The sequence below is a fragment of the Brenneria nigrifluens DSM 30175 = ATCC 13028 genome (genome assembly GCF_005484965.1).
Classification (GTDB): Bacteria; Pseudomonadota; Gammaproteobacteria; order Enterobacterales; family Enterobacteriaceae; genus Brenneria; species Brenneria nigrifluens.
Genome location: NZ_CP034036.1, coordinates 1803379 through 1823752, shown reverse-complemented (window position 1 = coordinate 1823752; position 20374 = coordinate 1803379). Strand labels below are relative to the sequence as shown.

Genomic DNA, 20374 nt, shown 5'->3' with positions numbered 1-20374 from the left:
GCCGGTTCCTCCTGAATGTGAATGACCCGCATTCAGGATGTGCGACGTGCGTGCTACGCCGCCTGTAAACAGTGGGAAGTCTGCACAATGTTTCTAACTCCCGCAATAAGACTAATTAACCAAATATTTTTTTTGATAACAAAAAACCATCATTTGAGAATTATCTTAACGGGAAAGGTTAATAGGCGATATTTTATACTGTATGGCGGGCTGGCGGGCGGACGCTACTGAATAAAACCGCCTGCGGCAGACAGGCGGCGAAGAATTACAGCATCAGTGCAATTTAAGGCGCGGACGAATAACCCGGTTGATACCGCCCACCAGCATCATCAGGCCGGTTTTAACATAGCCGTGCAACGCAATCTGGTGCATACGGTATAGCGAGATATAGACGAAACGGGCAATGCGCCCTTCTATCATCACCGAACCGCTCATCAGGTTGCCCATCAGGCTGCCGACCGTACTGAATTTGGACAAAGAAACCAGCGAGCCGTGATCTTTATACACGTACGGTTTCAACGTCTGGCCGTTCAGTAGCGCCAGAATATTGCCATGGCAGCGTGATGCCATCTGGTGAGCGGCCTGCGCCCGCGGCGGAACAAAACCGCCGCTTTCCTGCGGACAGGAGGCGCAGTCGCCAATGGCGAAAATGTTGGCATCGCGGGTGGTCTGCAAGGTCGGCTCCACCACCAGTTGATTGATGCGGTTGGTTTCCAGGCCGGCGATCTCTTTCATCGCGTCAGGCGCTTTAATCCCGGCGGCCCAGACCATCAGATCGGCTTCGATAAACTCGCCGCTTTTGGTATTCAACCCGCCCGCTTCGGCGCTGGTCACCATAGTATTGGTCAGTACCCTGACGCCGATATTGCTCAGTTCCTGATGGGCGGCAGCGGAAATGCGCGCGGGCAATGCCGGCAGAATACGATCGCCCGCTTCCACCAGCGTCACATTCAGCGTCTCTTTATCCAGCCCCTCAAAGCCGTAGCTGTGCAGCTGTTTCACCGCGTTGTGCAGCTCCGCGGAGAGTTCCACCCCGGTGGCGCCGCCGCCCACGATGGCGATATTGACCCGCTCTTTTTCATCCGTCCGGGCGGTGAACTTCAGGAACAGATTCAGCATTTCATTATGGAAACGCCGCGCCTGTTTCGGGTTATCCAGGAAAATGCAGTGCTCTTTTACCCCCGGCGTACCGAAGTCATTGGAGGTGCTGCCTAATGCGATAACCAGAATGTCATAAGGAATTTTGCGGGCGGCAACCAGCACCTCGCCCTGCTCATCGCAGATTTCAGCCAGTTGGATATGCTGCTGCTGGCGATCGATATCCGTCAGCATGCCCAGCTGAAACTGGAAATAATGATGGCGGGCGTGAGCCAGATAGCTCAGCGCGTCCATGTCGTCATCCAGCGATCCGGTGGCGACCTCATGCAGCAACGGTTTCCACAGATGGCTGTGATTGCGGTCGACCAGCGTAACCTGCGCTTTTTTCTTACGGCCCAGCTTGTGACCCAGACTGGTCGCCAATTCAAGTCCGCCGGCTCCCCCGCCGACAATAACGATTTTTTTGCTTGGTACTGTCAAAATGACCCCCTAAATTGTGAACCAATGGTTAATAAAGGGTAAAATAATAATATCCTTATATTACATAGGGTTCGTATAAGTTAAGTACGTTATCTGCTGCAAGAATAACATGCCGGGTCATATGGTCATACCAAAATTGATATATATCAATTTATTTTCAGCTTGAGGGTGTAACCGTCTGAAATTTCATCTTTATTTCAGTTAAATAGTCGTTACAAAAGAGAGAGTCGTGACAACGTCACCAAGGCGTACCCGCCGCGGCGACGAACGGGAAATGACCGATTGGCGTTCAATCCTGCATTTTAAATAATTTTATCCGTTGCAGATGGGGAGAGATATTTTTGAATTTATGCGTCTGCGTTTCATCCCAGATAATTTCATAATAACCATCCAGCACCTGCGCACTGCGCCGGCTGTCGAGCATTTCATCCTCGCGGGATAATATCGCCATGCAGCGTCGGCGGTTTTTCTCGCGAAAATTGGCGACGCATTTGGTCGCGATATCCAGATACTCTTCCGGACGATCGATTTTACCGCCCATATTTTCCTGCGGATAAAGATTGGGATTGAAAATCACCTGGCGGATATTGCACAGGAAACCAACCCGCTCCGCCCAGAAGCCGCCAAGCCCGACGCCGCATATCAGCGGACGCTCATCGTCGACCTGCTGAATCATTTTATCCACCTGCTTCAGCAGGTGTTGCATATCATGACGCGGATGCAGCGTGCTATAGCTCAGCAGCCGGACGTCATCATCAATAAACTCCAACTGCAGCACTTTTTCGTGGTTGCCGGGACTGGTCGAATCAAAACCATGCAAGTAGATAATCATCGCTATCTTCACCCCTGTTTTGCTACGCCGCGTCGTGGACGGCGTAGCGGAAGAACCTATTTCCCGCTCTCTTTATGCGCTTGCCAGCGGGCGCTGAGCGCCGTAAGCGCCTGATTGGCCTGCTTCCAGCGCGGCGATTCCAGCAACCGATCGCGGGAGAATGAACCCCGATGATATAAGCTGGTTAGCCGCTCCGCCTTGACCGCAAACAGGTTATCCAAAATACTTATCGCCCCATCGCGGCGATTACACACCAGAATCATATCGCACCCGGCATCCAGCGACGCCTGCGCACGCTGCGGATAACTCCCCATCACCGCCGCCCCCTCCATCGACAGGTCATCAGAAAAAATTATCCCGTCAAACCCCAGTTCCCGACGCAGCACCTGCCTGAGCCAGAACGGCGACCCGCTGGCCGGACGCGGGTCGGCCGCGCTATAAATAACGTGGGCGGGCATTATCGCGTCCAACCGCCGCTGCTGAATCAACTCTCTGAAGATCAGCATATCACGGGCGCGGATTTCATTCAGCGGCCTGGGATCGCGCGGCGTCTCTTTATGCGAGTCCGCGCTGACCGCGCCGTGGCCGGGGAAATGTTTACCCGTCGCCTTCATTCCCGCTTCATGCATTCCGGCGATAAAGCGCTGCGCCATCAGCAGCGCCTTTTCCGGCTGCGCATGAAACGAACGCTCGCCTATCGCCGCGCTCTGGTGACCGATATCCAGTACCGGCGCAAAGCTGATATCAATATCCATGGCGATCATCTCCGACGCCATCACCCAGCCGGCCTCTTGCGCCAGCCGGCCCGCTTCCGGTTCGGCGTTCAACGCGGCAAACGCCTGGGCCGCCGGCAAGGAGGTAAATCCCTGCCGAAAACGCTGCACCCGGCCGCCCTCCTGATCCACCGCCACCACCAGACGCTCACGCGACGCCGCACGGATTTGCCGCACCAGTTCACGCAGCTGTTGCGCATCATGAAAATTTCGGCTGAATAAAATGACGCCGCCCACCAGCGGATGGGCTAATACGTCGCGATCTTCAGCATCCAGCTCATAGCTGGCGACATCTAACATTACCGGACCCAAGGAAAACCTCATTGATTACTTGATTTGATTGATATGCCAGCCAGATGCGATAGCGGGCCGATGTTGTACGCGCGCCGTCACTCCCCTATTCCCAGGCGCTGGCGCAGCGGCGCCAGCGCTTGCAGAAACCGCTCCTGCCTGGTCTGCCGCCAGCGTATTTCGAACCACATCAGCACCAGATAATCGACCCACGGCAGCCATTGCGCCGTATGTCGTTGCAGGCGAGCGACGGAAAATCCCGGGCGCCGCTGATGATAGCGTTGCAGGAAACGCAACTGCGTTTCGCCATCCAGCTGATTGGCGCGCACAATAAATGCCAGCTCCAGCGCGATGTCGCCATCCGCCGCATACTCCCAGTCAATCAGCATCATCCGCTTATCGGTCAGCAACAGGTTGTCCGCATGCACGTCCAGATGCAGCGGCGCAATCGCCAGCGGCTTGGGGAGCGCACGGCGCTGAAAATGGCGATGAAGCCGCAACAGCGCCGGTGAACGGCGGCGGCGGTCCATCTGCTGCCAGTGGCGGACGAACAGCGGCTTCAACGCCAGCGGATAGCCGCTGGGCGGCCGCTGATGAATATGGGCGAGATAACCGGCCAGTTCGCCATCGCTCAGCGCGGCGGAAAACTCCGCTTGCGTCGCCGCGCGGCCTGCCGCCCATTCGATAATCAGCCAGCCGTCCCGCCACAGCAGCGGACGCGGCGCCAGCCCCACGCCCGCCATCTGCCGCAGCAGGCGAAACTCGCGCTGCCGATCGCTGCCCGACAGGCGCCCGGACGCCGACTGCGGGCGCGCCAGCCCGTTGAATTGTTCCGAGCTGATACGCCAGCTTTCGCTGCTTAATCCCCCAACGGGAGATATATGAAAACCGGCGGACTCGGCCGCCGGGAAGTGCTTACTGATAACCGCGGTAAGCCGTTGTTCAACGTTGGACTTCACCATTTCCCGACCAGACGATTTCGCCGCTCTGCACCAGCATCAGTTGCATATCCAGCACCGGTGATTTCACATCGCCGCTCACGTCGCTGTACAGCACATACTGCGCGCCGACATAACGGGCCAGGCCGATCGCCTTGCTGCGCGATCCCAGGCTATCGTCAACCGACAGCCCCAGCGTCTGCTTGGCGGCATTCACCTGTTCCCGCGGCACCAGGGTAAAGGTATTGCCGGCCGACAGCGCATTATACAGCGCGCTATTGGCTTTCGCCGTCGGCAACGCCCCGTTGGTGTTGTTTTTTACGCTGTCCAGCAACAGGATGCTGCCCGGCGCCACGCCGCCCGCCTGCAGCATCTGGGCGACCAGCGGATTAATGCTGGCATCCCAATTCAGCGTCTGGATTTTGGGCGGCGGCGGAACCGGTTCGCCCGGCGGCGGCGGCGTCGGAACCTGCGGCTCTGCCGGTTCAATCGTCGCGGGCGGCTCCGTGGGCTCCGGCGGTCGGCTGGGACACCCCGTCAACACCAGCGCCGCCAGCACTACCCATAGATACTTTTTCATGTTTCCTCTCTCAACACACCATTATAAAAACAGATGAAGGCGAACCTGGCGCACGTCAGGGTTGCCGCGCGTCGAAACCACGCTGATCTCCGCCTCGGGCGGGATCACCAGGGTTCGGGCTGCTTCATAAGGCAATACGTCCAGGCCTTTGTCGTCATACCAATAGAAACGATAATGTACGGTGACCGGCCGGCGCGTACTATTGCTGACCACGGAAGACGCGCGTTTTTCACCGTTCACCGTAGCCAGTGAAGGATTCCCGGCGGTAATCCCCGCCGACAATAGCGGCGCATCCAGCACCAGCGTCTGGCGTTCATTTATGGTGAGCACCCTGGGGGCGCCGCAACCGGCCAGCACCCCCAGCATCAACAGTAGCGACAGACATTGACTCAGCGGATTGCGCATCGGCGATTACGTCCGCTCGGCCAGCAAAGGCCCTAACGGGCGGCCGCCGAGCAGGTGCAGATGGATATGGTAAACCTCCTGCCCGCCGTGCCGGTTGCAGTTGATAATCAGGCGATAGCCGTCATCCGCAATCCCCTCCTGGCGGGCGATTTTGCCGGCTACCGTAATCATCCGCCCCAGCGCGGCTTCATGTTCGTTCGTGGCGTCATTAACGGTGGGGATCAATACATTGGGCACGATGAGAATATGGATTGGCGTGCGTGGCGCAATGTCGCGAAAGGCGGTCACCAGTTCATCCTGATAGACGATATCGGCGGGAATTTCCCGGCGGATAATTTTACTAAAAATGGTTTCTTCAGCCATGATTGATTTCCTTTTTAAAACCAGCGCAGATCAAAGTCGTGTAGGCAGTATGAGTGACATATTCCATTTCTTTCAACCTTCTTCGTCTATTTGTGCCGCAAATGGATGTTTCGCCAGCGACGTCACGCTGTTGTGTCGAACTATCCGTAAAAAAAATGCCGGCCACCATAAGTGACCGGCATTAGACTTTCGCCCCTTTAACTCACGGCTCAGTTATTGCGGATATAGTCGTCCATATCGGTTTTCAGGTTATCGGACTTGGTGCCGAAAATTGCCTGAACGCCGGAACCGGCCACTACCACGCCGGCCGCGCCCAACTGTTTCAAACCAGCCTGATCGACTTTTGATACATCGGCCACGCTCACACGCAAACGAGTAATACAAGCATCCAGATTGGTGATGTTTTCTTTGCCGCCAAATGCGCTAACCAGCGCCGCCGCTCTCTCGGTGCCTCCCTGAGCAACCTGTTCGGAGGACGTGTCTTCGCGACCGGGCGTTTTCAGGTTCAGCTTGGCAATCAGTACGCGGAACACCGTGTAGTAAATCAACGCATAGCCCAGGCCGACGATCGGGAACAGCCACAGATTGCTGCCGTTGCCGCTCAGTACCACAAAGTCGATCAGCCCGTGCGAGAAGCTGGTGCCGTCACGCATATCCAGCAGGATACAGATCGGGAACGCCAGACCGGCCAGAATCGCATGGATGGCATACAGAACCGGCGCCACGAACAGGAACGAGAACTCGATAGGCTCGGTGATCCCGGTAAGGAAAGAGGTCAGCGCCGCAGAGATCATGATGCCGCCCACCTTGGCGCGATTCTCTGGCTTGGCGGAGTGCCAGATGGCGATGGCGGCGGCCGGCAGACCGTACATTTTGAACAGGAAGCCGCCGGATAATTTACCGGCGGTCGGGTCGCCCGCCATATAACGGGGAATATCGCCGTGGAACACCTGGCCGGCGGCGTTGGTGAATTCGCCAATCTGCATCTGGAAAGGTACGTTCCAGATATGGTGAAGACCGAAAGGCACCAGCGAGCGTTCAACAAGTCCGTACAGGCCGAACGCCAGCACAGGGTTCTGATAGGCGCCCCATTGGGAGAACGTCTGAATGGCGCGTCCCACCGGCGGCCAGATAAATGACAGCACAATCCCCAGGGCGATCGCCGCCAGACCGGAAATGATCGGCACAAAACGTTTGCCGGCGAAGAAGCCGAGGTATTCCGGCAGTTGAATACGATAAAAGCGGTTAAACATATAAGCCGCGATGGAGCCGGCGATAATACCGCCTAACACCCCGGTGTCCGCCAGATGCTGGGATTCAATCTCCGCCGCCGACAGATGCAGAACCAGCGGGGCGACCACCGCCATGGTTTTCACCATGATGCCATAGGCCACCACCGCGGCCAGCGCCGATACGCCGTCGTTATTGGTGAAACCCAACGCCACGCCAATAGCGAAAATCAGCGGCATATTGGCGAAAACCGACCCGCCGGCCTCCGCCATAACGTGGGAAACAACGGCAGGTAGCCAGCTGAAATTTGCCGCCCCGACGCCCAGCAGAATACCTGCGATAGGCAATACGGATACCGGCAGCATTAGCGACTTACCTACTTTTTGCAGGTTTGCGAATGCATTCTTGAACATAATTGAGTGTGCTCCTGAGTAATAGTACTTTTACTGCTTGATGCTTCATATGCGTAAAGGTGGGGAAATACCCTTTACCTATTCGGGGTGTCTTAGCCCCCTTTAATTTTTACGCAGAGTAAAATAAATAGCGCCGGCAGTGTTTGACTGCTATCACGTTTCAACAAGCCGGCAAGTCTAAAAAGCGCATAATTTTAGCTTCTTAATGATATATGACTAAAAAACGCCCATCCCCGGAGAAAGAAGCCTTATCCAGAGTGCGCATCTATCGCTATTAATTACACAGCCCAAAAAAACTCGGCTATTCTCAACCACTATTACCCTGTGGTCAACCGTGCCGAATCGATATGGAACAGACGGGAAAAATTCTCGGTGGTGGCCGCCGCCAGACTCTCCAGCGTTACGCCTTTAAGCACGGACAAATACTCCGCCACATCCCGGACATAGGCGGGCTGGTTCTCCTGCCCTCGAAAAGGGACCGGCGCCAGCCAGGGGGAATCCGTTTCAATCAGCATCCGATCCAACGGCACATAACGCGCCACCTCGCGCAGCGCTTCCGCGGTACGGAATGTCACAATGCCGGAAAACGAAATATAGAAGCCCATATCCAGCAGGATCTTCGCCGTGGCTAAATCTTCGGTAAAACAGTGCAGCACGCCGCCGCACTTCTCCGCCTGTTCTTCTTGCAGAATCGCCAGCGTATCTTCCCGCGCCGCACGGGTGTGGACGATAACCGGCTTGTTAAACTGGTTGCCGATACGAATGTGCTCGCGAAACGATGCCTGCTGCTGCGCTTTCGTCTCTTCCTGATAGTGGTAATCCAGCCCCGTCTCCCCCAGCGCCACGACGCTATCGGACGCGGCAAGCCGGCGCAGCTCGGCGTAATCGTAGGGCGCATCCTGATTTAACGGATGAACGCCGCAGGAGAAGGCGACGTTATCCCGCTCGCCGATCAGCTGCGTCATGGCGCGGAATCCGGGAAGCGTGGTGGCAACCGCCAGGATGAAACCAACGTCGCGCCGTTTGGCTTTATCCAGTACGTCGGCGACGTCTTTATGCAATGACTGATAATCCAGCCCGTCAAGATGGCAATGGGAATCAACTAACAACATGATGCTATTTACTCGAAATCGATTATGCGGAAAAGGGATGAAAGCGCCGCTGGACAGCCGTGGACAGGCTCTGTTCGCCGTCAAGCAACCGCTCGGTTAATAATAGCTCACGGTTCACCGCGGCTATCGTCAGTAACTTTTGCCGACAGGCCAACCATTGATGCAGTTCGTACTGTAGCTGGGGATTGGCGGATTCATTGGCCAGACGTTCAATCAACGCCGGCTGATCCAGATTCACCAGATGATCTCCCGCGCCCTGCTGCCACTTCACCGCATCCAGCAGCAGCGATGCCAGCCAGTGAATACGCTCGGCGGCATCATCATGATTAAGCTGCGGCGTCAGCGACAGAAGATCGTGCGAGGAGAGCACGGCGGAGAAGGCCTGGCATAACGCCGTGCGCTGCTGCCATCGTTCCGCTTGCAACAGTTTCTCCGCCGCCAGCGGGGCGCCGGCCTGCAATCTTAACGCGGTGCGCAACGCCTGCTTATCATGCCGATGGCGCGAATTCAGCCACAGGATGCCGTGCGTTTCATCCGGAACGCCCAGATAATGATACAGGCAACGGCTGCGCAGCGTCGCCAACAGACGGGCGGGTTCACGGCAGCCAAACAAAAAATAGGTTCCCTGCGGCGGTTCTTCCAGCGTTTTAAGCAGCGCATTGGCCGCCGCTTCGGTAAGCTGCTCCGCCGACGGCAGCCATATCACTTTCGCGCCGCCCTGTCGGGCGTGCTGATACAGCTTATCCAGCACTTCCCGCACCGGGTCGATCCCCAGGCTCTGTTTGCCTTTTTCCGGGCTCAGCACATACCAGTCAGGATGCGTCCCGGCGATCATCAGATGACAGGAATGGCACTTGCCGCAACTTTTCATCCCTTCCGGATGCTGGCACATCAGCCAGCGGCTCAGTGCATAAACCAGCGAGTCCTCACCCATGCCGGATAAAGCATGCAGCAATATGGCGTGGTGTCCCCGCCCCGCCTGGTATTGGCCGATCAACTGGCGGTATGACGCATTAAGCCAAGGATACCAGTCCATCAGACGCCATCCCGCGGGTGTAATCCCTGATTTTGCAGCCACTGGCGTAATACCGCCTGAATGTCGGCGCGGACGTTTGCCAGCGGCTGCGACGCATCGATGGTGAGGATGCTGCGATCCTGCGCCGCCAACGCCCGATAGCGCGCGCGGGTTCGCTCAAAAAAGGCGAACGACTCCTGCTCGATGCGGTCCAATTCCCCGCGCTGGCGGGCGCGTTGCAGCCCCAGCGCCGGCGGCAGGTCGAGATACAGCGTCAGATCCGGGCGGAAATCCCCCAGCACCGCGTCGCGCAGCGATAGCAGCAGCTGCGGGTCGATGCCGCGCCCTCCCCCCTGATAGGCCTGGGAGGAGAGATCGTGGCGATCTCCAATCACCCAGTTCCCCTGAGCCAGCGCCGGCTTGATCACATTTTCCACCAGTTGGACGCGGGCGGCATACAGCATCAGAATTTCGGCTTTATCCGTTACCTTCTCGTCGGCCGTCCCCTGCTTGATCAACTCACGCAGCTTTTCCGCCAGCGGCGTACCGCCGGGTTCACGGGTAAAAATCACCTTATCAACGCCGTACTCGCCCAGCGTCTCGACCACCACGTTGCGCGCGCTGGTTTTCCCTGCGCCTTCCAAACCTTCCAAGACGATAAATTTACTGTTGTCCATCCCGTTCCTTTAACGCTGAGCGGTATTGCCTTACAGCGCGATTATGGTCTGCAAGGTTGGTAGTGAAGCTGTGTCCGCCTTTGCCATCGGCTACAAAGTAAAGGTACGACGTTTTAGCCGGATGAGCGGCCGCATCCAGCGACGCTTTTCCCGGCATGGCTATCGGCGTCGGCGGTAAACCGGGAATCACGTAGGTATTGTAGGGCGTCGGCGTATCCAGCGCCTTGCGGGTAATCACGCCCGTATAGGCGTCACCCATGCCGTAAATAACCGTCGGATCGGTTTGCAAACGCATACCGACGCGCAGGCGGTTGATGAAAACGGACGCCACCTGCGGACGTTCTGCACCGATCGCCGTCTCCTTTTCGATGACCGATGCCATGGTTAACAGTTCATCGGGCGTTTTATAGGGTAACCCATCCTCACGCCCTTTCCATACCTCGTCCACCGTTTTCTTCATGCGCTGATGGGCGCGTTGCAGCAAGGCGCCGTCGGCAGTATTGGCGGTGTACATATAGGTATCGGGATAGAACCATCCTTCCGGATTGGGTTTATCCCTTATCCCCAGCTGTTCGGCAATCTCGCGCACGTTTTTATCCGCCAGCGTATGTTTAATATAGGGAGACTGGCGCAGCGTTTCGAGCCATTCCTTCAGGCGGGAACCCTCAACAAAGCGAATGGCGAACTGCGCCTCTTTGCCGCTGGATAACAGCGCCAGCATTTCGCGCACCGTCATCGCCGGCGTAAAACGGTAGGTTCCCGCCTTGAAGTTCGCCAGCTCCGGCTCAATGCGCAGCAGCCAGGGAAACAGGGCTCCGTCGGCGATCGCCTGCTGGTCCAGCAGTAATTTTTCCAATCCCTCACGGCCGGTGCCGGCCGGAAGGGTAAAAATGGTTTCCTGTTTGATGGCCAGCGGCGAAGCGGCAAATTGCTGTATTTTCTGCCACAGCAGCAACAGGGCCAGCAGCAATAGCGCCGGCAGCAGAATGGTAATCTTCTTTCTGTTCATAAATCAACCAAAGGCTAACGGTCAGTGCTCAGGAACCGATACAGATCTCTGGAGCGATAACGCCAGGTCTCGGCCTGGTTTACGGGAACAATCGGCATTAATGCGTTGCAAATAATCACCTCATCCGCATCCGCCAGCGTGTCTACCGGCTCGGTGACGACATGCAGCTCGAACGCGGAATCCGCCAGCAGTGAAATGACGTGTTGCCTGGCTACGCCATCCACCCCGGCATAGGATAAATCCGGCGTATACACGCGATTTCCCTTGCGCCAGAACAAATTAGCCGCACAGCATTCCACTAGCGTCCCGGCGGTGTCAAGCACCAAGACCTCATCGGCCGCGCGCTGTTCTAGATCGATACGAATCAGAACCTGTTCCAGGCGATTCAGATGCTTTATACCCGCCAGCAACCGACTTCTGGCTAATGTAACCGAACTGAGGCGCAGGCTGATACCCTGCTCGCGCCAATGGGAATAATGAGCGGGATAGTCAGCCTGCATCACGATCCGCGTCGGGCTATCGCAGCCCTGAATGCCATATCCCCGTCCGCCCGATCCCCGGGTAAGCATGACTTTAACGATGCCTTCACTGCGACCTTGCGCCGCCAGGTTCATCTCCTGCCGCAATAACGGCCAGTCAATGGCGGGCAGCATCAAACGTTCCGCCGCCTGCCGTAAGCGAGCCTGATGCCTGTCAAGCCAGACGATCTCGCCACCGCGTACTCTGGCGGTGGTAAAACACCCGTCGCCAAACTGGGTGCCGCGATCAGATACCGCTAACTGTTCCTGTATGCGACCATTAATCCACTGCATCTATTTCTTCCTTTCGGCTAAATGCCGTCAGCTTGCCAGCAAACGGGAGGGGCACACAAGTCACCCAGTCCGATTTTACGCAGGTAAGGGGGGCAACCACGAATGGTTCGTCACAACACAAAAAAAAACCCGGAAACCGGGTTTTTTACAAGACGTTGACGATCACACCTTACGGAATAACAGCGAACCGTTGGTGCCGCCGAAACCGAAGGAGTTACACAACGTATACTCCAGATTGCTGACCTGACGCGCCTCGTGGGGGACGAAATCCAGATCGCAGCCTTCATCCGGGTTATCCAGATTGATGGTCGGGGGAATAGCCTGATCGCGTAGCGCCAGGATGCTGAAGATCGACTCGATCGCCCCGGCCGCCCCCAGTAAATGCCCGGTCATCGATTTCGTCGAGCTGACCAATACCCGGCCGGCATCAGCGCCAAACACGGATTTGACCGCCTGCGTCTCGGCCAGGTCGCCCGCTGCGGTGGATGTGCCGTGCGCGTTGATATAACCGATTTGGGATGCGGAAACGCCCGCATCGCGCAGCGTATTTTTCATCGCCAACGCCGCCCCGGCGCCATCCGCCGGCGGCGACGTCATATGATAGGCGTCGCTGCTCATGCCGAAGCCGACGATTTCCGCATAAATTCTGGCGCCGCGTTTTTTGGCGTGTTCGTACTCCTCCAGCACCATGATACCCGCACCGTCGCCCAGCACGAAACCATCGCGGTCTTTATCCCACGGACGGCTTGCCGCCTGCGGGTTATCGTTACGGGTCGACAGCGCGCGCGCCGCGCCAAAACCACCCACGCCGAGCGGCGTACTGGCTTTTTCCGCCCCGCCGGCGACCATGACGTCGGCGTCGTTATAGGCAATGATACGCGCCGCATGGCCGATGTTATGCACACCCGAGGTACAGGCGGTGGCGATGGAAATACTTGGGCCACGCAATCTGTACATAATGGTGAGATGCCCGGCAACCATGTTGACGATGGTTGAAGGCACGAAGAACGGACTGATTTTACGCGGACCGCCCTTCACCAGCGAACTGTGGTTCTCTTCAATAAGACCCAGGCCGCCAATGCCGGAACCGATCGCCGCACCGATGCGCGGCGCGTTCTCTTCCGTTACTTCAAGACCGGAATCGCACATGGCCTGAATGCCGGCGGCGATGCCGTATTGGATAAAGGCATCCATCTTGCGCGCTTCTTTGCGCGAAATGAATTCCTCACAGTTAAAATCCTTTACCAGCCCGGCAAAACGGGTTGCATAGGCACTGGTATCGAAATGGTCGATCGGGCTGATGCCACTCTGACCGGCAAGAAGAGCACTCCAGGTGGACTCAACCGTATTGCCGACAGGAGATAACAGGCCCAGTCCGGTCACAACTACTCGACGCTTAGACACGCTTGTCCTCCAGGGAGGGAAAATATGACGCCGCGGGACAAAAAACTTAGGCGGTCGAATGACCGCCTAGATATGTTCGCTTACTGCTGGTTAGCCTGAATGAAATCAATGGCTGCCTGAACAGTCGTGATTTTTTCAGCTTCTTCGTCTGGAATTTCTGTATCAAATTCTTCTTCCAGCGCCATTACCAGCTCAACGGTGTCAAGAGAATCAGCGCCGAGGTCGTCTACGAAAGAAGCATTGTTTACGACTTCTTCCTGCTTAACACCAAGCTGTTCAACGATGATTTTCTTAACGCGTTCTTCGATAGTGCTCATACTCTTAAATTTCCTATCAAAACTCGCTTTCGCGATGGTTTTCGTAGTGTATAAAATGTTGAAAAAGATGCAACAAAATCCCGGCTGGTCGAACCACGATTTTGTGCTATTTTGCGGTTATCGCCGCAAATAACGCAAATAATTGTCGTGCTTTTTAGATCATATACATGCCGCCATTGACATGCAATGTTTCGCCAGTAATGTAACCCGCCTCATCAGAGGCTAAAAATGCAACAGCACTGGCGATTTCTTTAGCGGCACCAAGCCGGTTAGCGGGAACCTGGCTCAAAATGCCTGTTCGCTGTTCTTCTGTCAACGTCTGAGTCATATCTGTTTCGATAAACCCCGGCGCGACAACGTTAACCGTAATACCACGGGAGGCGACTTCACGCGCAAGAGACTTGCTGAAACCAATCAGCCCGGCCTTTGCCGCCGCGTAGTTCGCCTGCCCGGCATTACCCATCGTTCCAATCACCGAGCCGATGGTAATGATACGGCCAAAACGTTTTTTCATCATAGCGCGCATTACAGCTTTAGACAGTCGGAACACCGATGTCAAATTGGTATCCAGAATATCCTGCCATTCGTCTTCTTTCATCCGCATCAGCAGATTATCGCGGGTAATGCCGGCGTTATTGATCAAAATATCGATTTCGCCAAACTCGGCGCGCATCTGCGCCAACGTTTCTTCCACCGAAGCCACATCGACAACGTTCAGCCGATAACCCTTACCGTTCTCGCCCAGCCAGTCGCTGATTGCCTCAGCGCCCTTATCGCTGGTTGCGGTGCCAATGACTTTTGCCCCGCGAGCGACTAACGTCTCAGCGATAGCCCGCCCTATTCCGCGGCTTGCGCCCGTTACCAGCGCAATTTTTCCTTCAAAACCCATTGTCTTCTCCATGGTTATTTTTCAAGCGCCGCCGACAGAGAAGCAGGATCGTTCACCGCGGCCGCTGTCAGGGTAGCAACGATTCGTTTAGTCAAACCGGTAAGGACTTTACCCGGCCCGATTTCCAATAGCGATTCAACGCCCTGAGAGGCAATAAATTCGACGCACTCGGTCCAGCGCACCGGACGATAAAGCTGGCGCACCAGCGCGCTGCGAATCGCTTCCGGCGAGGTTTCAATCCGCGCATCGACGTTATTGACCACGGGAATTGCCGGTTCATTGAAATCTACCGACTCCAGCGCCACCGCCAGCTTTTTCGCCGCCGGCTCCATTAACGCGCAGTGCGAAGGAACGCTTACCGGCAATGGCAGCGCGCGTTTGGCGCCCGCCGCTTTACAGGCCGCGCCGGCGCGCTCGACCGCTTCTTTATTCCCGGCAATCACCACCTGTCCCGGAGAATTAAAATTTACCGGCGACACCACCTGCCCTTGTGCGGATTCGTCACAGGCTTTAACGATGGCGTCATTATCCAGGCCGATGATCGCGTACATCGCCCCGGCGCCTTCCGGCACCGCTTCCTGCATAAGTTTGCCGCGCAATTCAACCAGGCGAACCGCCTGCTGGAAATCCAGCACGCCGGCGCAAACCAGAGCGGAGTACTCACCCAGACTATGCCCGGCCATCAGCGCGGGGGTTTCCCCGTTCTGCTGTTGCCAGACGCGCCAGAGGGCGACGGATGCCGTCAACAACGCGGGCTGGGTCTGCCAGGTTTTATTCAGTTCTTCAACCGGACCCTGCTGGGTAAGCTGCCACAGATCATAACCTAAAACGGCGGAAGCCTGAGCAAACGTCTCGGTCACCACCGGGTATTCCGCCGCCAGTTCGGCCAGCATGCCAACGGTTTGCGATCCCTGGCCCGGGAATACCATTGCAAATTGCGTCATTTTAAAAATCCTGTTTAATCAAAAACGAACCAGCGCGGAACCCCAGGTAAAACCGCCGCCGAATGCTTCCAGCAGAACCAACTGCCCCGGTTTAATCCGGCCGTCGCGCACCGCTTCATCCAGCGCGGCGGGAACGGAAGCCGCCGATGTATTGCCATGACGATCCAGCGTCACCACAACCTTATCCATTCCCATGCCTAATTTTTTGGCCGTGGCGCTGATAATGCGTAAATTAGCCTGATGAGGCACCAACCAGTCTAACTCGCTTTTCTCCAGTTGAGACGCGCGCAGCGTTTCTTCAACGATATGCGCCAGCTCGGTCACGGCGACTTTAAACACTTCATTGCCGGCCATCGTCAGATAGGCCGGATTTTCCGGACGCTCGCGATCGGGGTGCGGCAGCGTCAACAGCTCGCCGTAGCGCCCATCCGCATGCAGATGGGTGGATAAAATGCCGGGCTGCTCGGACGCGGACAATAAAACGGCGCCCGCGCCGTCGCCGAACAGAATCAGCGTACCGCGATCTTCAGGGTCCAGCGTGCGGGACAAGGTATCAGAACCGATAACCAAAGCATAATCCACCGCGCCATTTTTGACGTACTGATCGGCAACGCTGAGAGCGTAGGTAAAACCCGCGCAGGCCGCGGCCAGATCAAAGGCGATGGTATCTTTAATTCCGAGCAGCCGTTGAACCTCGCAGGCCGCGCTGGGGAAAGCATGCGTTGCGGATGTGGTGGCGACGATCAGTAAACCGACCTGCGATTTATCAATATCCGCCATTTCCAGCGCTTTTTGCGCGGCATGGTAACCCATCGTCGCCACATTTTCATCCGGGGCGGCGATGCGCCGCTCACGGATCCCGGTTCGCGTGACGATCCACTCGTGGGACGTATCCACCATCTTCTCTAAATCAGCGTTGGTCCTGATTTGCGCAGGCAGATAACTGCCCGTTCCGATTATTTTTGTATACATGTACGCTCAATCACTCTTGGGTAATACAGCTTTCAAGCGGACGGCAATTTGCTCGGGAAGTTGCCGTTGTACCGCCTGCGCCGCCTGTGCGATGGCAGCCGCAAACGCCCGTTGGTTTGCGGCTCCGTGACTTTTAATTACGGTTCCCCGCAATCCTAACAGACAAGCACCATTATATTGGTCAGGATTCAAATGACCGAAACGTCTGGCCAGACGTTTTTGTAACAAACGTCCCAGCCATCGTAGCCACCAGGACTGCTTTTTCCCGCGCTCACTGCCGGAAGAGGAAGGTTTCAATAGCGACAGAAACATTCTGACCACCCCCTCCATGGTCTTTAACGTGACGTTGCCCACAAAGCCGTCACAGACCATGACATCCGTCTTCCCGGTCAGCAATTCGTTACCTTCGAGATAACCAATATAGTTAATCGACGGCGTATTTCTTAATTTGGCCGCCGCATCGCGGATGTTATCCAACCCTTTGCTCTCTTCTTCGCCGATGTTCAGCAACGCCACCCGAGGGTTTTGCAGCCCGAGCACTTCCTCCGCCATTACCGACCCCATAACCGCGAATTGAACCAGCATGGTGCTGTCGCATGCGACGTTGGCGCCTAAATCCAGCACCACGGTTTTCCCGTGCTGCTGATGAGGTAATACGGACACCAGTGCCGGCCGTTCAATGCCGTCAAGCGGTTTGATAAGCAGCTTCGCCAGCCCCATCAACGCGCCGGTATTGCCCGCGCTGACGCAAGCCTGCGCTTTTCCGTCTTTAATCAGTTCAAGCGCTACGCGCATCGACGTTCCGCGGCTGGCGCGGATGGCCTGCGATGGCCTTGCATCACTGGCAATAACCGATTCGGCCGGAAGAATTTCTAACCGGGAGCGCAAATCAGAATCGACTTTGGCAAGTAATGGAGTAATCGCAGCGGGATCGCCAACGAGTATCAGCTTGAGATTTGGATTAGAAGCCAGTGCCTGCAATGCAGCAGGCACTGTTACGCAGGGACCGAAATCCCCGCCCATCGCATCTAACGCCAGAGTTAGGCGTGTCAAGGTATTGCCTTGCTGATAATTCGCAAGAATTACTTGGCAATGACCTTGCGACCGCGGTAGTAACCGTCCGCAGTGATGTGGTGACGCAGGTGAGTTTCGCCGGAAACTTTATCTACGGATACGGAAGAAGTGGTCAGCGCATCGTGAGCACGACGCATACCACGTTTGGAACGGCTAGGTTTGTTTTGTTGTACGGCCATGGACCTTACTCCTTAAATTACTTACGCTTTAAACTGGCTAATACGGCAAACGGATTCGGCTTTTCCGCCTCTGCAGGCAGCTCGCCGAACACCATGTCCGCTTCGGACACTTCACAGTGTTCAGAATCATGTACCGGAGCGATAGGCAAGGTCAGGATGATTTCATCTTCAATCATTGCCAGCAGATCGATTTCGCCAAACTCATCAACTTCGATCGGCTCGTACGCTTCCGGTAAAGCTTCGGCCTGTTCATCATTGATGACCGGGCTAAAACAAAACGTCGCATGGACCTGATGCTCAAATGGCTTTCCGCAGCGCTGACACATTAATGTGACATTCACATCCGCGCTACCGTCAATCACCGCCAGGCGTTGATTATCGATATTGAAAGACAAAGACGCCTGAACATCACCGTCCACACTCACCACTGACTCGGCAACACGCATCACCTGTTCGGGCGTATAGATACCGACATAATCTAAACGCTTTTGAGCAGTGCGAACCGCATCAAGGGTTAGGGGTAATTTTACCTTTTGCATAGGGCGCGCATATTAACGTCGTAACGACATAGAGTCAAAGAAAAAGGCGGTGAAGCACCACCTTTCACCAATATTCGCTTCCGGAGCGGCGCACAGTTTAAAATGCCTTTCATCATTACGCTACGGTTTATAAAAAAATTATGTATCAGATCGTTCTCGCGTCAACCTCGGCCTACCGCAAGTCGCTGCTGGAAAAACTCAATATACCTTTTACCTGCGCGGCCCCGGAGGTGGATGAAACCCCGTACCCCGGCGAAGACGCCGTAACATTGGTTGCCCGACTGGCCGCAAGCAAGGCGCGCGCGCTGGCGGCGCACTACCCCAATCACCTGATTATCGGCGCCGATCAGATTTGCGTCTTAAATGACGTGATTACCGGGAAACCGCATAACAAGGGCAACGCCGTACGGCAACTGCAGCAGGCCAGCGGGCGGCGCGTCACTTTTTTTACCGGTTTGGCGCTATTCAATAGCGCAAGCCAGCGGATACAGCAGGTGGTCGAACCCTTTGAGGTCCATTTTCGTACTCTGACGCCGGAGGAAATTGAGGGCTATCTGGAAAAAGAGCGGCCCTGGAACTGCGCCGGCAGTTTTAAGAGCGAGGGGCTGGGTATTACGCTGTTCGATAAATTATCGGGGCGCGATCCCAATACGCTGGTCGGCCTTCCTTTAATCGCGCTGACGCACATGCTGCGGGTTGAAGGGATTAATCCGCTGACGATATAACCCGCGGACGGGATAGCGCGCCTGCCGCTATCCCGGAAAGGATCGCCCCGCTACGCCTTTGACTTGCGCAGTATTTGCAGGCAGTGACGCAGTTGATTGTCCAGCGGCGCCTCGATGCGCAGCGTTTCCCCGCTATTGGGATGTGCGAAGCGTAACGCCAGTGCGTGCAAAAACAGGCGTTTCAGCCCCGTTCCCGCCAGTTGACGATCAAAGTCGCGATCGCCGTAACGGTCGTCAAAGGCGATCGGATGGCCCGCATGCAGGGTATGTACCCGGATCTGATGGGTTCTGCCGGTTACCGGACTGGCGCGGACCAAGGTCGCCATCTCAAAACGTTCTTCTACCTTAAAACGCGTCTCGGAAGGCTTACCTTCGCTATTGACCCGCACGATACGCTCGCCGCTTTGCAGAATATTCTTAAGCAACGGCGCCTGCACCACCTTGCAATGGGACTGCCACTCTCCGCGCACCAGCGCCAGATAGTCTTTCTGCATCTCTTTAAGGCGCAATTGTTCATGCAGCGAACGCAGCGCCGAACGCTTTTTGGCCACCAGCAGCACCCCGGACGTATCGCGATCGAGGCGGTGAACAAGCTCCAGAAAACGCGCTTCCGGTCGCAGGGCGCGCAGCCCCTCAATCACGCCGAAACTCAGCCCGCTGCCGCCGTGTACCGCGGTGCCGGAAGGCTTGTTGAGCACCAGCAGGTGGTCATCTTCATAGAGGATGCAATCGGCCAGGGCGGCGACTTTCCCCAGGCTGGCCGAAACGGGCGCGTCGTCGCGTTCGGCCTGTCTGACCGGGGGAATGCGGATTTCATCCCCGCCCAGCAATTTATATTCCGGCTTGACCCGTTTCTTATTTACCCGCACCTCGCCTTTGCGCAGGATGCGATAAACCATGCTTTTAGGCACACCTTTTAAGCGGGTATGCAGAAAGTTATCAATGCGTTGTCCGGCCTCATCGGCGGATATCGTCACGAATTGTACTGTGGGATTGTCTGTTTTCATGATGCGCGATTCTAAATAGAGCGCTTGGATAGCGCCACTTCTTTTTCTGTGCTTAACTGTCAGTCTGACCGATGAAGATAGCGTTGCACCCACAGGTTTGGCAGAAATCAGTCTCAGCCGCCGCCGGTTCGCACACTATCTTTTATACTGGCGGGCAAAGTCACCTTGCTATAATAGTGTCAGCAATGGAATAATGCTTTTCGCGTTTTCCGTGCTGATTTGCAGTTAAACAAGGGAAATTGCGGAATTATTAAGTTTGCCTGATGACGCAGACACGCAGCAATGGCGTAAGACGT

Annotated in this window: 23 protein-coding genes; 1 reads left to right on the top strand and 22 read right to left on the bottom strand. The window is 56.0% G+C overall.

Features of this window, described 5'->3' with window-relative positions; all coding sequences use genetic code 11:
• Window positions 1-273 precede the first annotated feature (273 nt).
• The 21 genes from EH206_RS08435 to yceD all read right to left on the bottom strand — a co-directional run bounded on the left by EH206_RS08435 (window position 274) and on the right by yceD (window position 18346).
• Window positions 274-1578, bottom strand: a complete 1305-nt coding sequence (locus EH206_RS08435; protein ID WP_009112356.1) for an NAD(P)/FAD-dependent oxidoreductase — start codon at window positions 1576-1578, stop codon at window positions 274-276.
• A gap of 289 nt (window positions 1579-1867) precedes the next feature.
• Window positions 1868-2410, bottom strand: coding sequence for an alpha/beta hydrolase YcfP (gene ycfP, locus EH206_RS08430; RefSeq protein WP_009112355.1), 543 nt, complete (start codon window positions 2408-2410; stop codon window positions 1868-1870).
• A gap of 56 nt (window positions 2411-2466) precedes the next feature.
• A complete protein-coding gene (nagZ, locus tag EH206_RS08425) occupies window positions 2467-3495 on the bottom strand; it encodes a beta-N-acetylhexosaminidase (RefSeq protein WP_009112354.1) in 1029 nt (342 codons plus the stop codon).
• A 77-nt stretch (window positions 3496-3572) separates the two neighbouring features.
• The gene (locus EH206_RS08420) at window positions 3573-4436 is read right to left on the bottom strand and encodes a phosphotransferase (protein WP_009112353.1); all 864 of its coding nucleotides are present in this window, start codon (window positions 4434-4436) and stop codon (window positions 3573-3575) included.
• Window positions 4417-4992, bottom strand: a complete 576-nt coding sequence (lpoB, locus tag EH206_RS08415) for a penicillin-binding protein activator LpoB (RefSeq protein ID WP_009112352.1) — start codon at window positions 4990-4992, stop codon at window positions 4417-4419. The genes EH206_RS08420 and lpoB overlap by 20 nt, the downstream gene beginning before the upstream one ends.
• A gap of 21 nt (window positions 4993-5013) precedes the next feature.
• Window positions 5014-5397: a YcfL family putative periplasmic lipoprotein gene (locus EH206_RS08410; protein WP_009112351.1), complete on the bottom strand. Its 384-nt coding sequence runs from the start codon at window positions 5395-5397 to the stop codon at window positions 5014-5016.
• Between the two features lie 6 nt (window positions 5398-5403).
• Window positions 5404-5760 carry a purine nucleoside phosphoramidase gene (hinT, locus tag EH206_RS08405; RefSeq protein WP_009112350.1) on the bottom strand — a complete coding sequence of 119 codons (357 nt, stop codon included), beginning with the start codon at window positions 5758-5760 and terminating at the stop codon, window positions 5404-5406.
• Between the two features lie 209 nt (window positions 5761-5969).
• The gene (ptsG, locus tag EH206_RS08400; protein WP_009112349.1) at window positions 5970-7403 is read right to left on the bottom strand and encodes a PTS glucose transporter subunit IIBC; all 1434 of its coding nucleotides are present in this window, start codon (window positions 7401-7403) and stop codon (window positions 5970-5972) included.
• Window positions 7404-7720: 317 nt separating this feature from the next.
• Window positions 7721-8515 carry a metal-dependent hydrolase gene (locus EH206_RS08395; protein WP_009112348.1) on the bottom strand — a complete coding sequence of 265 codons (795 nt, stop codon included), beginning with the start codon at window positions 8513-8515 and terminating at the stop codon, window positions 7721-7723.
• Between the two features lie 22 nt (window positions 8516-8537).
• A complete protein-coding gene (gene holB, locus EH206_RS08390; protein WP_009112347.1) occupies window positions 8538-9551 on the bottom strand; it encodes a DNA polymerase III subunit delta' in 1014 nt (337 codons plus the stop codon).
• The gene (gene tmk / locus EH206_RS08385) at window positions 9551-10207 is read right to left on the bottom strand and encodes a dTMP kinase (RefSeq protein ID WP_009112346.1); all 657 of its coding nucleotides are present in this window, start codon (window positions 10205-10207) and stop codon (window positions 9551-9553) included. Before tmk ends, holB begins: the two co-directional genes overlap by 1 nt.
• Window positions 10194-11216 (bottom strand): endolytic transglycosylase MltG, encoded by a 1023-nt coding sequence (gene mltG, locus EH206_RS08380; RefSeq protein ID WP_009112345.1) that lies wholly within the window; start codon window positions 11214-11216, stop codon window positions 10194-10196. Before mltG ends, tmk begins: the two co-directional genes overlap by 14 nt.
• Before the next feature lie 14 nt (window positions 11217-11230).
• Window positions 11231-12028 (bottom strand): aminodeoxychorismate lyase, encoded by a 798-nt coding sequence (gene pabC, locus EH206_RS08375; RefSeq protein WP_009112344.1) that lies wholly within the window; start codon window positions 12026-12028, stop codon window positions 11231-11233.
• 162 nt (window positions 12029-12190) lie between these two features.
• Complete coding sequence (gene fabF, locus EH206_RS08370; protein WP_009112343.1) at window positions 12191-13432, bottom strand: beta-ketoacyl-ACP synthase II; 1242 nt, start codon at window positions 13430-13432, stop codon at window positions 12191-12193.
• Window positions 13433-13512: 80 nt separating this feature from the next.
• Window positions 13513-13749: an acyl carrier protein gene (acpP, locus tag EH206_RS08365; RefSeq protein ID WP_005970506.1), complete on the bottom strand. Its 237-nt coding sequence runs from the start codon at window positions 13747-13749 to the stop codon at window positions 13513-13515.
• Window positions 13750-13903: 154 nt separating this feature from the next.
• The gene (gene fabG, locus EH206_RS08360) at window positions 13904-14638 is read right to left on the bottom strand and encodes a 3-oxoacyl-ACP reductase FabG (RefSeq protein ID WP_009112342.1); all 735 of its coding nucleotides are present in this window, start codon (window positions 14636-14638) and stop codon (window positions 13904-13906) included.
• A 14-nt stretch (window positions 14639-14652) separates the two neighbouring features.
• Window positions 14653-15582, bottom strand: a complete 930-nt coding sequence (gene fabD / locus EH206_RS08355; RefSeq protein ID WP_009112341.1) for an ACP S-malonyltransferase — start codon at window positions 15580-15582, stop codon at window positions 14653-14655.
• 18 nt (window positions 15583-15600) lie between these two features.
• Complete coding sequence (locus tag EH206_RS08350; RefSeq protein ID WP_009112340.1) at window positions 15601-16554, bottom strand: beta-ketoacyl-ACP synthase III; 954 nt, start codon at window positions 16552-16554, stop codon at window positions 15601-15603.
• A 6-nt stretch (window positions 16555-16560) separates the two neighbouring features.
• Complete coding sequence (gene plsX, locus EH206_RS08345; RefSeq protein ID WP_009112339.1) at window positions 16561-17607, bottom strand: phosphate acyltransferase PlsX; 1047 nt, start codon at window positions 17605-17607, stop codon at window positions 16561-16563.
• 29 nt (window positions 17608-17636) lie between these two features.
• Window positions 17637-17807, bottom strand: a complete 171-nt coding sequence (gene rpmF, locus EH206_RS08340; protein ID WP_009112338.1) for a 50S ribosomal protein L32 — start codon at window positions 17805-17807, stop codon at window positions 17637-17639.
• A 17-nt stretch (window positions 17808-17824) separates the two neighbouring features.
• A complete protein-coding gene (gene yceD, locus EH206_RS08335) occupies window positions 17825-18346 on the bottom strand; it encodes a 23S rRNA accumulation protein YceD (protein WP_009112337.1) in 522 nt (173 codons plus the stop codon).
• 140 nt (window positions 18347-18486) lie between these two features.
• On the opposite strand from yceD, the gene EH206_RS08330 reads away from it, so the two are divergent.
• Entirely contained in the window at window positions 18487-19071 is a 585-nt protein-coding gene (locus EH206_RS08330) for a Maf family protein (protein WP_009112336.1), read from the top strand.
• A gap of 50 nt (window positions 19072-19121) precedes the next feature.
• On the opposite strand, the gene rluC is transcribed toward EH206_RS08330, so the two are convergent.
• Window positions 19122-20078, bottom strand: a complete 957-nt coding sequence (gene rluC / locus EH206_RS08325) for a 23S rRNA pseudouridine(955/2504/2580) synthase RluC (protein WP_009112335.1) — start codon at window positions 20076-20078, stop codon at window positions 19122-19124.
• Window positions 20079-20374: the final 296 nt, after the last annotated feature.

Excerpts from the sequence above, each read along its gene's own strand:
- ycfP (WP_009112355.1), bottom strand. The coding sequence starts at position 2,410 with ATGATTATCTACTTGCATGGTTTTGATTCGACCAGTCCCGGCAACCAC.
- EH206_RS08420 (WP_009112353.1), bottom strand. The coding sequence starts at position 4,436 with ATGGTGAAGTCCAACGTTGAACAACGGCTTACCGCGGTTATCAGTAAG.
- lpoB (WP_009112352.1), bottom strand. The coding sequence starts at position 4,992 with ATGAAAAAGTATCTATGGGTAGTGCTGGCGGCGCTGGTGTTGACGGGG.
- EH206_RS08410 (WP_009112351.1), bottom strand. The coding sequence starts at position 5,397 with ATGCGCAATCCGCTGAGTCAATGTCTGTCGCTACTGTTGATGCTGGGG.
- hinT (WP_009112350.1), bottom strand. The coding sequence starts at position 5,760 with ATGGCTGAAGAAACCATTTTTAGTAAAATTATCCGCCGGGAAATTCCC.
- ptsG (WP_009112349.1), bottom strand. The coding sequence starts at position 7,403 with ATGTTCAAGAATGCATTCGCAAACCTGCAAAAAGTAGGTAAGTCGCTA.
- EH206_RS08395 (WP_009112348.1), bottom strand. The coding sequence starts at position 8,515 with ATGTTGTTAGTTGATTCCCATTGCCATCTTGACGGGCTGGATTATCAG.
- holB (WP_009112347.1), bottom strand. The coding sequence starts at position 9,551 with ATGGACTGGTATCCTTGGCTTAATGCGTCATACCGCCAGTTGATCGGC.
- tmk (WP_009112346.1), bottom strand. The coding sequence starts at position 10,207 with ATGGACAACAGTAAATTTATCGTCTTGGAAGGTTTGGAAGGCGCAGGG.
- mltG (WP_009112345.1), bottom strand. The coding sequence starts at position 11,216 with ATGAACAGAAAGAAGATTACCATTCTGCTGCCGGCGCTATTGCTGCTG.
- pabC (WP_009112344.1), bottom strand. The coding sequence starts at position 12,028 with ATGCAGTGGATTAATGGTCGCATACAGGAACAGTTAGCGGTATCTGAT.
- acpP (WP_005970506.1), bottom strand. The coding sequence starts at position 13,749 with ATGAGCACTATCGAAGAACGCGTTAAGAAAATCATCGTTGAACAGCTT.
- fabG (WP_009112342.1), bottom strand. The coding sequence starts at position 14,638 with ATGGGTTTTGAAGGAAAAATTGCGCTGGTAACGGGCGCAAGCCGCGGA.
- fabD (WP_009112341.1), bottom strand. The coding sequence starts at position 15,582 with ATGACGCAATTTGCAATGGTATTCCCGGGCCAGGGATCGCAAACCGTT.
- EH206_RS08350 (WP_009112340.1), bottom strand. The coding sequence starts at position 16,554 with ATGTATACAAAAATAATCGGAACGGGCAGTTATCTGCCTGCGCAAATC.
- rpmF (WP_009112338.1), bottom strand. The coding sequence starts at position 17,807 with ATGGCCGTACAACAAAACAAACCTAGCCGTTCCAAACGTGGTATGCGT.
- yceD (WP_009112337.1), bottom strand. The coding sequence starts at position 18,346 with ATGCAAAAGGTAAAATTACCCCTAACCCTTGATGCGGTTCGCACTGCT.
- EH206_RS08330 (WP_009112336.1), top strand. The coding sequence starts at position 18,487 with ATGTATCAGATCGTTCTCGCGTCAACCTCGGCCTACCGCAAGTCGCTG.
- rluC (WP_009112335.1), bottom strand. The coding sequence starts at position 20,078 with ATGAAAACAGACAATCCCACAGTACAATTCGTGACGATATCCGCCGAT.